Source organism: Streptomyces sp. NBC_00989 (genome assembly GCF_045162655.1).
Classification (GTDB): Bacteria; Actinomycetota; Actinomycetes; order Streptomycetales; family Streptomycetaceae; genus Streptomyces.
This window is the reverse complement of the sequence record NZ_CP108728.1, coordinates 4,896,807-4,908,947: the sequence shown is the minus strand read 5'-3', so window position 1 is coordinate 4,908,947 and position 12,141 is coordinate 4,896,807. Positions and strand designations below refer to the sequence as shown.

Sequence of the window (12,141 nt, the reverse complement as noted above, 5' to 3'; positions counted from 1 at the left end):
CCCCATGGTGCAGATCAAGACCCCCGAGCAGATCGCCAAGATGCGCGAGGCGGGGCTGGTCGTCGCCGCGATCCACGCGGCCACGCGCGAGGCCGCGGTGCCCGGCGCGAGCACGAAGGATCTGGACGAGGTCGCCCGCAAGGTCCTCGCGGACCACAACGCGAAGCCGAACTTCCTCGGCTACGGCGGCTTCCCCGCGACGATCTGCACCTCGGTGAACGAGGTCGTCGTCCACGGCATCCCCTCAGAGGAGGTGGTGCTGAAGGACGGCGACATCATCTCCATCGACTGCGGCGCGATCATCGACGGCTGGCACGGCGACGCGGCGTACACGGCGTTCGTGGGCTCGGGGCACTCCCCGGAGCTGCTTGAGCTGTCGCGGGTGACCGAGGGGTCGATGTGGGCCGGGATCGCCGCGATGAAGCTGGGGAACCGGCTCGTGGACATCTCCCGGGCGATCGAGACGTACATCCGTCGGCAGCCGAAGCCGGGTGGTGGCAAGTACGGGATCGTCGAGGACTACGGCGGTCATGGCATCGGTACCGAGATGCACATGGATCCGCACCTGTTGAACTACGTCGAGAAGCGGCGCGGCAAGGGGCCGAAGCTGGTGCCGGGGTTCTGCCTCGCCATCGAGCCGATGGTGTCCCTGGGTACCCCGAAGACCGAGGTTCTCTCGGACGACTGGACGGTCATCACGACGGACGGGACCTGGTCCTCGCACTGGGAGCACTCGGTCGCTCTGACCGAGGAGGGGCCGCTTGTGCTGACGGCTCCTGATGGTGGCAAGGCGAAGCTGGCCGAGTATGGGATCACGGCTGCGCCGGATCCGCTCGCGTAGTCGATCGTCCGGCACGCCGGTGGGGGCTTGTCGCGCCCACGCGGCGGAGCCGCATATGTCACAGCCCCGCGCCCCTGAAAACGGGCATCTGTGGCACCAGCATGCTTAAAGATCTCCGCTCCGGGGCATTCTTCCTCGATTCGTCTTTCCGAGTGGCCTGACGTAGACTGACTCGTCGGCTCTCGTGCACCCGCATGTCCGCATGCACCCCGTAAGGGGACGCACTGAGTCGATCAAGGTAGTCGATTCGAAGGGCGAAGCGTGGCCAAGAAGCAAGGTGCCATCGAGATCGAAGGCACTGTCGTCGAGTCTCTCCCGAACGCCATGTTCAAGGTGGAGCTCCAGAACGGCCACCAGGTCCTGGCACACATCAGCGGCAAGATGCGTATGCACTACATCCGCATCCTCCCTGACGACCGGGTCGTGGTGGAGCTGTCTCCGTACGACCTGACGCGTGGCCGGATCGTCTACCGCTACAAGTAGATCTTGCCCAGGTTCCGCGCAAGCGGCGCCAAAGGCAACTGACCCGGAGAACCTCACCAATGAAGGTCAAGCCGAGCGTCAAGAAGATCTGCGACAAGTGCAGGGTGATCCGCCGTCACGGTCGGGTCATGGTCATCTGCGAGAACCCGCGCCACAAGCAGCGCCAGGGCTGACGCACGACCTTCCCTCTGCATTCATCGCAGAGTTTCGCGCGACGCGAGCAATACATGTTCATACGCAGGACCCGGGCGTAGTAGGCGCCCGACACCCCCGGCTCGGAGGCTGGGGACCCACGCCGTACCAAGTCTTCGAACGAAGAGGCCGGCGGCTGGGATCCGGTTCTGCGGAAGACCTCCGAAGATCAACTGGAGCCATTGAATGGCACGCGTTTCCGGTGTCGACATCCCGCGCGAAAAGCGCGTGGAGGTCGCCCTCACCTACGTGTTCGGCATTGGTCGGACCCTTTCCCAGCTGACGCTGGCCGAGACCGGCATCGACCCCAACACCCGCGTTCGCGACCTCTCGGAAGAGCAGCTCGTCGCGATTCGTGAGTACGTCGACGCCAACATCAAGACCGAGGGTGACCTCCGTCGCGAGATCCAGGCCGACATCCGCCGCAAGGTGGAGATCGGCTGCTACCAGGGTCTCCGTCACCGTCGTGGTCTGCCCGTACGCGGTCAGCGCACCAGCACGAACGCTCGTACCCGCAAGGGTCCGCGTCGCGCCATCGCCGGCAAGAAGAAGCCGGGCAAGAAGTAGTCCGCAGCGGACAACGCTTCACCAGCGGTCTTCGCTGTAGGACCGACCACCTCCCCGTAGGAGTAATAGATGCCCCCCAAGGGTCGTCAGGGCGCTGCCAAGAAGGTGCGCCGCAAGGAAAAGAAGAACGTCGCTCACGGCCACGCGCACATCAAGAGCACGTTCAACAACACGATCGTCTCGATCACGGACCCCTCGGGCAACGTGATCTCCTGGGCCTCCGCCGGCCACGTCGGCTTCAAGGGCTCGCGCAAGTCCACCCCCTTCGCCGCGCAGATGGCCGCCGAGTCGGCCGCCCGTCGCGCGCAGGAGCACGGCATGCGCAAGGTCGACGTCTTCGTGAAGGGCCCGGGCTCGGGTCGCGAGACGGCCATCCGTTCGCTTCAGGCGACCGGTCTTGAGGTCGGCTCCATCCAGGACGTCACCCCCACCCCGCACAACGGCTGCCGTCCGCCGAAGCGCCGCCGCGTCTGACGCACGGTTGTCTCAGGTTTCGGGCGGTATGGCCTTTCGGGGTCGTGCCGCCCGTACCCTTGTAGCACTCAAGGACATCAAATAGTGGGTGTCCATGACTGAAGGACTCACTTCATGCTGATCGCTCAGCGCCCCTCGTTGACCGAAGAGGTCGTCGACGAATTCCGCTCCCGGTTCGTGATCGAGCCGCTGGAGCCGGGCTTCGGCTACACCCTCGGCAACTCCCTGCGTCGTACGCTCCTCTCCTCGATCCCCGGTGCCGCTGTCACCAGCATCCGGATCGACGGCGTTCTGCACGAGTTCACCACCGTGCCGGGCGTCAAGGAGGACGTCACCGACCTGATCCTCAACATCAAGCAGCTGGTCGTCTCCTCGGAGCACGACGAGCCGGTCGTGATGTACCTGCGCAAGCAGGGTCCGGGTCTGGTCACCGCCGCCGACATCGCGCCCCCGGCCGGTGTCGAGGTGCACAACCCCGACCTCGTCCTCGCCACGCTCAACGGCAAGGGCAAGCTGGAGATGGAGCTCACGGTCGAGCGTGGCCGCGGTTACGTCTCCGCCGTGCAGAACAAGCAGGTGGGCCAGGAGATCGGCCGTATCCCGGTCGACTCCATCTACAGCCCGGTGCTGAAGGTCACGTACAAGGTCGAGGCCACGCGTGTCGAGCAGCGGACCGACTTCGACAAGCTCATCGTCGACGTCGAGACGAAGCAGGCCATGCGGCCGCGCGACGCCATGGCGTCCGCCGGCAAGACCCTGGTCGAGCTGTTCGGTCTCGCCCGCGAGCTGAACATCGACGCCGAGGGCATCGACATGGGCCCGTCCCCGACGGACGCCGCCCTTGCCGCTGATCTCGCCCTGCCGATCGAGGAGCTGGAGCTCACCGTTCGGTCGTACAACTGCCTCAAGCGCGAGGGCATCCACTCCGTGGGTGAGCTCGTGGCGCGTTCCGAGGCCGACCTCCTGGACATCCGCAACTTCGGTGCGAAGTCCATCGACGAGGTCAAGGCGAAGCTGGCCGGCATGGGCCTGGCCCTGAAGGACAGCCCGCCCGGATTCGACCCGACCGCAGCCGCCGACGCCTTCGGCGCCGACGACGACGTGGACGCGGGTTTCGTGGAGACCGAGCAGTACTGATCGGTTGTTGCCGGTGAGCGTCCGCTCGCCGGGTCCTGACCCCGGTACCTGATACGGCCGGGGCAGATACCAAGGAGAAAGACATGCCGAAGCCCACCAAGGGTGCCCGTCTGGGCGGCAGTGCCGCGCACGAGAAGCTGCTTCTCGCGAACCTCGCGAAGGCGCTCTTCGAGCACGGCCGTATCACCACCACCGAGGCGAAGGCCCGCAAGCTGCGGCCGTACGCCGAGCGTCTGGTCACCAAGGGCAAGAAGGGCGACCTTCACAACCGCCGTCAGGTGCTTCAGGTGATCACGGACAAGAGCATCGTCCACACGCTCTTCACCGAGATCGGCCCGCGCTACGAGAACCGTCCCGGTGGCTACACCCGTATCACCAAGATCGGTAACCGTCGTGGCGACAACGCGCCCATGGCTGTCATCGAGCTGGTCGAGGCCCTGACCGTCGCGCAGGCTGCGACCGGTGAGGCCGAGGCCGCCACCAAGCGTGCCGCGAAGGACGCCGAGGTTGCTGCCCCGGTCGAGGTCGTTGAGGACGCGAAGCCGGTTGAGGCCGACGAGGAGTCGAAGGACGCGTAACACCGTTCTTCGGCTGCCGCGCCGTCGTGGCTGGTCGCGCAGTTCCCCGCGCCCCTAGAAGCAAAAGCAGGGCGTGTGGCGGGTCCGTTCCTTTCCAGGGGCGGGCCCGCTTTTGTGTAGGTGAAAGGATCTCGGTGTGAGTGACGAAGTAGCGGCTGGGTTCGTCCGCGTACGACTCGACCTCTCCTACGACGGGACCGCGTTCTCCGGGTGGGCCAAGCAGGCCGGGGGGCGGCGGACCGTGCAGGGGGAGGTCGAGGACGCGCTGCGGACGGTGACTCGGTCGGGGGCGGCGGCGTACGACCTGACCGTGGCGGGGCGGACCGATGCCGGGGTGCATGCTCGGGGGCAGGTGGCGCATGTCGATCTGCCGGGGGAGCTGTGGGCGGAGCACCGGGAGAAGCTGCTGAAGCGGCTTGCTGGGCGGCTGCCGAAGGATGTGCGGGTGTGGGGCGTCGCGGAGGCCCCTGAGGGCTTCAACGCGCGGTTCGCGGCCCTGTGGCGGCGTTATGTGTACCGGGTGGGGGATCGGCCGGGGGGCGTCGATCCGTTGCTGCGGAATCATGTGCTGTGGCACGACTGGGAGTTGGACGTCGAGGTGATGGACGCCGCCGCCAAGTCCCTTGTGGGGGAGCATGACTTCGCCGCTTACGCGAAGAAGCGCGAGGGTGCGTCGACCGTTCGGGAGATTCTCGACTTCGGGGTGACGCGGCGCGCGGATGGTGTCGTCGAGATCGAGGTTCGTGCCGACGCCTTCTGCCACAACCAAGTGCGGTCCATGGTCGGGGCGTTGGTGTTCGTCGGCGACGGGCACCGGGGCGCGGAGTGGCCGCGGAAGGTGCTGGACGCGCGGGTGCGGGACAGTGCCGTGCATGTCGTACGGCCGCACGGGCTGACCTTGGAGGAGGTCGCCTACCCGGCCGACGAGGGGCTGGCGGAGCGGCAGTTGCTGGCCCGGCGGGTGCGGGGGGCTCTGCACTGAGGGTCGGCCGGGTGGATGTGCTGGGCGCCAACTCCCGGTGGCGCCCAGCCTGTTACTGCGCCGCCGCCGAAGCCTGTGCCTCGCCGCGGGCGTGGATCTGGTCGAAGGTGAACTTGGCGAGGTCGTCGCCGATGGTGAAGACCTCGGTGTCCTTCGTCGTCACGTCCTTGCCGCTGGTGAAGCCGGCGACCGTGAAGTAGGCGTAGCGGCCGTAGGCGTTGGTCGTCGTGCGGCAGATCGAGCCGTCGCAGAAGGCCTTGACGCCCTTGCCGGACAGCGACTTGACGGCGCTCTTGTTGTCCGCCTGGGTCTTGGCCTTCGTCGCCTGCGCCTCGGTGTCGAAGAGGGCCACGCCGACCGTGACCGCGATGTCGCCCTTGACGTACGTGACCCGCATGAGGCGGGTGCAGTCGTTCGCGGTGAGGACCTTGGGGAGGGTGCCCGAGGCGACCGGGGCGCAGTTCGTGGTGTCGGCCGTCGGGCCCTTCTTGTACACCGTCGAGGCGACCGTCAGCTGCGTGCCCGGGAAGAGGGTCGCGGGGCTGAGCGGTGCCGTGTCCTTCGCCTTGCTGGAGATGAACTCCTTGGGGTCCAGCGGCGGGGGCGCGCTGGTCGGCGCGAAGGACGGCGAGGTGGCGTCGGCGCTGGACACGGAGGCGCTCGCGGGCAGGTTCGTGGGCTTGCCCGACGCGCTCGTGTCGTCGTTCGCCGACATGACGGCCATGGCCACGGCTGTCCCGACGGCCACCGTCGCGAGCGCGCCGCCGACTATCAGCAGCAGTCTCTTGCGCCGGTTGCGCGACTCCGCCTGGTCGGCGAGCGCGGCCCAGTCCGGGGTCTCGTCGTCGACGTTGCCGCCCCACGGCTGCTGCGAATTGGGTTTCCAGGGATCCCACTGGGACTGGGGTCCCCCCTGTCCGAAGCTCATGGGTCGCATCCTAGACGGGGGGACGGGGGTGCCGGTGCGCCTCAATGAGGCCTGTGCCGACTGACGTTGAGGATGTCGCGTTAAGTGTTTTCACCGTCGCTTTCCGTTGCGGGTTCCGGCCGGTCTCACCGCGTTTTGACCCGTCCGGGGCCGCGCGGGTACTCTTACGGTTTGTTATGCGTATCGGCTTGGTCGTTCTCACACGAGAAGCCCTTACGTAGGTTCCCTGGAGCAGTTTCCAGTGGGCGGCATACGGGCTTCGTCCCCGGCCATTGTCGTCCCCAGCTGCACGATCGCTTCAGTGATGCCATGTGTCAGCACCCATCCACTGAAGAAGAAGGCTGCGAAGTGCGTACGTACAGCCCCAAGCCCGGCGATGTGACTCGCCAGTGGCACGTCATCGACGCTCAGGACATCGTCCTGGGCCGTCTGGCTACCACTGCCGCGAACCTCCTCCGTGGCAAGCACAAGCCGACCTATGCCCCGCACATGGACATGGGTGACTTCGTCATCATCATCAACGCCGACAAGGTTCACCTGTCCGGCAACAAGAAGACCCAGAAGCTGGCGTACCGCCACTCCGGTTACCCGGGTGGTCTGCGCTCCGTCCGTTACGACGAGCTGCTGGCGAAGAACCCCGAGAAGGCCGTCGAGAAGGCCATCAAGGGCATGATCCCCAAGAACACCCTGGGCCGTCAGATGATCAGCAAGCTGAAGGTCTACTCGGGCGACCAGCACCCGCACGCTGCCCAGCAGCCGGTGCCGTTCGAGATCACCCAGGTCGCGCAGTAGTTCCGGCCACACCCCCTAAGACAGAAAAGAATCTGAGGAGAACCGTGGCCGAGACCACCGTTGAGCAGCCGGTCGAAGAGACCGAGACCGAGCTCGTCGACATCGAGAGCTACACCACCGAGTCCGAGGTGCCCGTCGAGGGCGAGTACACCTCGGAGTCGCTCGCCGGCCGCTTCGGCGACCCGCAGCCGGCCGCCGGCCTGGGCCGCCGCAAGAACGCCATCGCGCGCGTTCGCATCGTGCCCGGCACCGGCAAGTGGAAGGTCAACGGGCGCACGCTCGAGGACTACTTCCCGAACAAGGTCCACCAGCAGGAAGTCAACGAGCCCTTCAAGGTGCTTGAGCTGGACGGCCGCTACGACGTCATCGCCCGCATCTCGGGTGGCGGCGTCTCCGGTCAGGCCGGCGCCCTGCGCCTCGGCGTGGCCCGCGCGCTGAACGAGGCCGACGTGGACAACAACCGCGCCGCCCTCAAGAAGGCCGGTTACCTCCGTCGCGACGACCGTGCGGTCGAGCGCAAGAAGGCCGGTCTCAAGAAGGCCCGCAAGGCCCCGCAGTACAGCAAGCGCTAAATCTCGCCTGCTGTCTGTACTCCGAACGCCCCGGCGGCACGCCACTTGTGCCGCCGGGGCGTTCGTTTATCACAGTCAGGGGCGTATAACGGCACAAGACGCTCAAAGGCTTGTGTGATCGGATGATCAGGCATCGTGTGCCTGGAACGCAGGACTTCAGCTTTGCAGGACTTCGGCCTTGCAGGACTTTCGCCTTCCTCAGGAGGACAAGTGGGACGACTCTTCGGCACGGACGGCGTGCGCGGTGTCGCCAACGCGGATCTGACGGCCGAGATGGCTCTCGGGCTCTCCGTCGCGGCGGCTCACGTACTGGCCGAGGCGGGCACCTTCGCAGGCCACCGGGCAACGGCCGTGGTCGGGCGGGACCCGCGCGCGTCCGGGGAGTTCCTGGAAGCCGCCGTGGTCGCGGGCCTGGCCAGCGCCGGTGTGGACGTGTTGCTCGTCGGCGTGCTGCCCACCCCCGCGGTGGCGTATCTCACCGGCGTGCTGGGCGCCGACCTCGGCGTGATGCTCTCCGCGAGCCACAACGCCATGCCGGACAACGGCGTGAAGTTCCTCGCCCGCGGCGGGCACAAGCTCGACGACGAGCTCGAGGACCGGATCGAGAAGATCTACGACGAGCACCGCACCGGCGCCCCCTGGGACCGTCCGACCGGCTCGGGCGTAGGCCGGGTCCGGCACTACAACGAAGGCTTCGACCAGTACGTCGCCCATCTCATCGGCGTGCTCCCGAACCGGCTCGACGGACTGAAGATCGTCCTTGACGAGGCGCACGGCGCCGCCGCCCGGGTCTCCCCGGAGGCCTTCTCGCGGGCGGGCGCCGAGGTCATCACGATCGGCGCGGACCCCAACGGGCTGAACATCAACGACGGTTGCGGCTCGACCCACCTGGGTCTGCTCAAGGCCGCCGTCGTCGAGCACGGCGCCGACTTCGGCATCGCGCACGACGGTGACGCCGACCGCTGCCTGGCCGTGGACCACACCGGTGAAGAGGTCGACGGGGATCAGATCATGGCCGTGATCGCGCTGGCGATGCGGGAGCGTTCCGCACTGCGCTCCGACACCGTCGTCGCGACCGTCATGTCGAACCTCGGCTTCAAACTGGCCATGGAGCGCGAGGGCCTGACGCTCGTCCAGACCGCGGTCGGCGACCGCTATGTCCTGGAGGAGATGAAGGAGCACGGCTACGCGCTGGGCGGCGAGCAGTCCGGGCACGTCATCATCCTGGACCACGCGACCACGGGCGACGGCACGCTGACCGGCCTGATGCTGGCGGCGCGGGTCGCCGACACGGGTCGTACGCTCAAGGACCTCGCGTCCGTGATGACGCGGCTGCCGCAGGTGCTCATCAACGTGCCCGACGTGGACCGCACGCGGGTCGGCACCTCCGCCGACCTGGCGGCCGCGGTCACCGAGGCGGAGCGTGAACTCGGTTCCACCGGGCGGGTGTTGCTGCGTCCGTCGGGTACCGAGCCGCTGGTACGGGTGATGGTGGAGGCCGCCGACATCGACCAGGCGCGGTCGGTGGCGGGGCGGTTGGCGGACGCCGTGAAGTCGGCGCTCGGGTAGGCGGGTTGGGCGGATGCCGTCGTGAAGGCGGCGTCCGGTCAGGTGAGTTGAGCGGTGCGCTCGCGCTGCATCGCCCAGAACCACTTCTGGGCCAGCAGTGTGAGCGTGCCCGCCAGGACGATGCCGCCCAGGTTGGCGAGCAGCTGCCAAGTGGAGCCCCACGTCTGGGAGTAGTCGCGGTAACTGAAGGCGACGGCGGCGTTCGCGGCGGCCGGGACGGTCGTCACCGAGATCGCCACGCCGATCAGGGCACCGGACTTGGCGGACGTCAGCGACAGGGTGCCCGCGATGCCGGCCAGGAAGGCCACGACGAAGGACATCCAGTCGGGCTTCCAGATGAAGGCGGTGTTGGGGCGCGGGGCCTCCACCATGGACTTCTCGAAGAGCCCGAGGGTGTCCAGCAGCCAGCTGAAGCCCGCCGTGAGCACCATGGCCGCCGCGAACCCGGCGAGCAGCGCCCACAGCGACCGCCAGACCAGGTGGGGTGCCTTGCGTACCAGCGCCGTCGAGATCCCCGCGAGCGGCCCGAACTCCGGTCCCACGGCCATCGCGCCCACGATCAGGATCGCGTTGTCGAGCATCACACCGCAGGCCGCGAGCATGGTGGCGACGGTCAGGAACGCGACGTAGGTGACGGTGAGCGTCGACTCCTCGTGCGTGGCGTCTGCGAGGTGCTCCCAGAGCACGGCGTCCGCGCCTTCGCCGGGCGCGTCGTCCTCCGCCTTGTCCGCCCGGTCCGACAGCGACAGGTCGATGTTCTCGACGGCGATGGAACCGATCCGGTCCAGCTCCAACTCCCGTAGGGCGCCGATGAGTTCGTCACCGGCCTCGCGGGCGACATCGCACATGACGACGTCGCCGACGGGGTCGCGGGCGGCGCCGGTCATGACGACGAGGTGCGCGGTGCCGACCGTTGTCTCGATCAGTCGGACCACGTCGTCGGTCTTGCCGGCGGGGGTGATGAGGCGCAGATGCAGCATGACGCCTTTCTAACAGGCGCCCGCCGCGGGGCTACAGCTTGCGCAGGCTGAGCCGCTGGACCTTGTGGTCGGTGCCCTTGCGGATGACGAGGGTGGCGCGGCCCCGGGTGGGGGCGATGTTCTCCACCAGGTTGGGCTTGTTGATGGTGCGCCAGAGGGTGCGGGCGTAGTCGACGGCCTCGTCCTCGGAGACCTGGGTGTACTTGCGGAAGTACGAGTCGGGGTTCTGGAACGCGGTGGCGCGCAGCTTGCGGAACCGGTTCAGGTACCAGCGCTCGATGTCCTCGGCGCTCGCGTCGACGTACACACTGAAGTCGAAGTAGTCGGCGAGACCGACGCGGGTGCGGCCGTCCTTGCCGGGGAGCGCGGGCTGGAGCACGTTGAGTCCCTCGACGATGAGGATGTCGGGGCGGCGGACGGTGAGCCGCTGGTCGGGGACGATGTCGTAGATGAGGTGGGAGTAGACGGGCGCGGTGACCTCGCCCTTGCCCGCCTTGATGTCGGCGACGAAGCGGGTCAGGGCCCGGCGGTCGTACGACTCGGGGAAACCTTTCCGCGACATCAGCCCGCGCGCCTCCAGCTCCCGCGTGGGCAGCAGGAACCCGTCGGTGGTGACCAGCTCGACGCGTGGATGCTCGGGCCAGCGGGAGAGGAGCGCCTGGAGGAGGCGCGCGACGGTCGACTTTCCTACGGCCACCGACCCCGCGACGCCTATGACGAACGGGGTGCCGGACTGGGAGCCCTGTTCGCCCAGGAAGGTGTTCAGGGCGCCTCTGAGGGCGTCCGTGGCGCCGACGTAGAGATTGAGGAGTCTGGACAGCGGGAGGTAGATGTCACGCACCTCGTCGAGGTCGATGACATCACCGAGGCCGCGCAGCTTCTCGACCTCCTCGGCGGTGAGCGGCAGCGGCGTCTTGTCGCGCAGCGCGCTCCACTCGGCTCGGGTGAGGTCGACGTAGGGAGTCGCCTCCGGCTTGTGCCGGTGGGCGCTCCGGGGCATCGGGGAGACCGGAGAGATCACAGTCCATTGTTAACGGAGTTTGAACGGGGTGGTGGGTGGGGTCGGTCACGTTGTGCCGTGAGCGGCCTCTTCAGCTGAAGTCCGCGTAGGCGAGGTGGGCCTCGCAGACCCGGCAGCGGAAGAGGTAGGCGGTCGGCCCGCCGTCCTTGTCGAGCGAGCCGAGGAAGTCCTCGGCCTGGCCGGGCGGCCAGGTCCACGCGGCACACCGCCGGCGGAGGTGCTCGACGGCGTCGGGATACGCCGTGAGCTCCTTGGTCCCGGCGGGGCCGAGGAAGGCGGCGCCGTCGCCGCAGTGCGTCAGCCAGTTCGGGGACTGCCAGGCGGCGAACCCCGGTGTGCGTTCGAGGATTTCCCTGACGGCGTCCTGGGACACGTCGCCCTCGACGGTGTCGGTGAAGCAGGCGTCGTAGCGTGCGGCGGCGGTTCCGAAGGCGATGCAGTACGGGCAGATACCGGTGTCCGGGGCGTCGGCCGCGTAGACGGGACCGGTGTACACCCAGCCGCGTTCCTGCCCGCAGCACACGCAGGGCTCGTCGGAGGCGGTCACGGAACCGGTGGCCACCGGGTTCGGGTGGTACGGGAAGCGGGGAAGGACGGGGCGCCGGCGTGGTTCCGGCTGCGGAGCGATGGCCAGGGAGATCGCCTGGCCGGTCAGGGCCGGCGGCGGGATCACGATCGCTTCCGCCCGGAAGCCTTCCGGGAGGTGCTCGCGGTGGGCCTCGTCCGGCACGATCGCGGGACCGTCGGCCGGGATGACCACCGCGCCGGTCCGGCGGGCGAGTTCGGCGACGAGGTCGAGGACGAGCCCGGGAGAGAAACGGTGGAACGTGAGCCCGAGGGCGTCACCGTGGACGTCCGCCGTGCCGCCGTCCCCGGCTTCGAGTTCCCGGAACCGCGGGGAACCGGCGGCCGCCGTGCCATCCAGGGTGACGGGGTCGAGTACGTCGCGTATCGCGGTCTCGTCCATCGGGGCGGGTTCACCGCCGGCGAACCGGCACACGTACAGGCTGTAGCTCACGTCGTCA

Annotated in this window: 15 protein-coding genes; 11 read left to right on the top strand and 4 right to left on the bottom strand. The window is 68.0% G+C overall.

The annotated features are described in order from the left end of the window. Positions 1–4 precede the first annotated feature (4 nt). From map to truA, 8 genes are all read left to right on the top strand, one after another. Positions 5–841 (top strand): type I methionyl aminopeptidase, encoded by an 837-nt coding sequence (map, locus tag OG714_RS21255; RefSeq protein WP_406123170.1) that lies wholly within the window; start codon positions 5–7, stop codon positions 839–841. A gap of 261 nt (positions 842–1,102) precedes the next feature. Further along, positions 1,103–1,324 carry a translation initiation factor IF-1 gene (gene infA / locus OG714_RS21250; RefSeq protein WP_003948620.1) on the top strand — a complete coding sequence of 74 codons (222 nt, stop codon included), beginning with the start codon at positions 1,103–1,105 and terminating at the stop codon, positions 1,322–1,324. Between the two features lie 59 nt (positions 1,325–1,383). Then, positions 1,384–1,497 carry a 50S ribosomal protein L36 gene (rpmJ, locus tag OG714_RS21245; RefSeq protein ID WP_003998809.1) on the top strand — a complete coding sequence of 38 codons (114 nt, stop codon included), beginning with the start codon at positions 1,384–1,386 and terminating at the stop codon, positions 1,495–1,497. 205 nt (positions 1,498–1,702) lie between these two features. After that, entirely contained in the window at positions 1,703–2,083 is a 381-nt protein-coding gene (gene rpsM / locus OG714_RS21240) for a 30S ribosomal protein S13 (RefSeq protein ID WP_019055531.1), read from the top strand. A 69-nt stretch (positions 2,084–2,152) separates the two neighbouring features. After that, on the top strand, positions 2,153–2,557 hold the full coding sequence (gene rpsK / locus OG714_RS21235) for a 30S ribosomal protein S11 (RefSeq protein WP_003956432.1): 405 nt from the start codon (positions 2,153–2,155) through the stop codon (positions 2,555–2,557). Positions 2,558–2,671: 114 nt separating this feature from the next. Beyond that, positions 2,672–3,694 (top strand): DNA-directed RNA polymerase subunit alpha, encoded by a 1,023-nt coding sequence (locus OG714_RS21230; protein WP_019055532.1) that lies wholly within the window; start codon positions 2,672–2,674, stop codon positions 3,692–3,694. Between the two features lie 83 nt (positions 3,695–3,777). Beyond that, entirely contained in the window at positions 3,778–4,272 is a 495-nt protein-coding gene (gene rplQ, locus OG714_RS21225; protein WP_406123168.1) for a 50S ribosomal protein L17, read from the top strand. A gap of 136 nt (positions 4,273–4,408) precedes the next feature. After that, entirely contained in the window at positions 4,409–5,254 is an 846-nt protein-coding gene (gene truA / locus OG714_RS21220; protein ID WP_406123167.1) for a tRNA pseudouridine(38-40) synthase TruA, read from the top strand. 52 nt (positions 5,255–5,306) lie between these two features. Here truA and OG714_RS21215 read toward each other — a convergent pair whose 3' ends face one another. After that, entirely contained in the window at positions 5,307–6,182 is an 876-nt protein-coding gene (locus OG714_RS21215; protein WP_406123166.1) for a hypothetical protein, read from the bottom strand. Positions 6,183–6,530: 348 nt separating this feature from the next. Here OG714_RS21215 and rplM point away from each other — a divergent pair, with 348 nt between their 5' ends. The 3 genes from rplM to glmM all read left to right on the top strand — a co-directional run bounded on the left by rplM (position 6,531) and on the right by glmM (position 9,115). Then, complete coding sequence (rplM, locus tag OG714_RS21210; protein WP_013001400.1) at positions 6,531–6,974, top strand: 50S ribosomal protein L13; 444 nt, start codon at positions 6,531–6,533, stop codon at positions 6,972–6,974. A 44-nt stretch (positions 6,975–7,018) separates the two neighbouring features. Further along, the gene (gene rpsI, locus OG714_RS21205) at positions 7,019–7,546 is read left to right on the top strand and encodes a 30S ribosomal protein S9 (RefSeq protein WP_043676862.1); all 528 of its coding nucleotides are present in this window, start codon (positions 7,019–7,021) and stop codon (positions 7,544–7,546) included. A 210-nt stretch (positions 7,547–7,756) separates the two neighbouring features. Further along, positions 7,757–9,115, top strand: a complete 1,359-nt coding sequence (glmM, locus tag OG714_RS21200; RefSeq protein WP_406123163.1) for a phosphoglucosamine mutase — start codon at positions 7,757–7,759, stop codon at positions 9,113–9,115. 38 nt (positions 9,116–9,153) lie between these two features. On the opposite strand, the gene OG714_RS21195 is transcribed toward glmM, so the two are convergent. The 3 genes from OG714_RS21195 to OG714_RS21185 form a co-directional block, all read right to left on the bottom strand. Next, a complete protein-coding gene (locus OG714_RS21195) occupies positions 9,154–10,095 on the bottom strand; it encodes a DUF389 domain-containing protein (RefSeq protein WP_406123161.1) in 942 nt (313 codons plus the stop codon). Positions 10,096–10,126: 31 nt separating this feature from the next. After that, on the bottom strand, positions 10,127–11,095 hold the full coding sequence (gene coaA, locus OG714_RS21190) for a type I pantothenate kinase (protein ID WP_406123160.1): 969 nt from the start codon (positions 11,093–11,095) through the stop codon (positions 10,127–10,129). A 91-nt stretch (positions 11,096–11,186) separates the two neighbouring features. Then, the gene (locus OG714_RS21185; protein WP_406123158.1) at positions 11,187–12,134 is read right to left on the bottom strand and encodes a CbrC family protein; all 948 of its coding nucleotides are present in this window, start codon (positions 12,132–12,134) and stop codon (positions 11,187–11,189) included. Positions 12,135–12,141 lie beyond the last annotated feature (7 nt).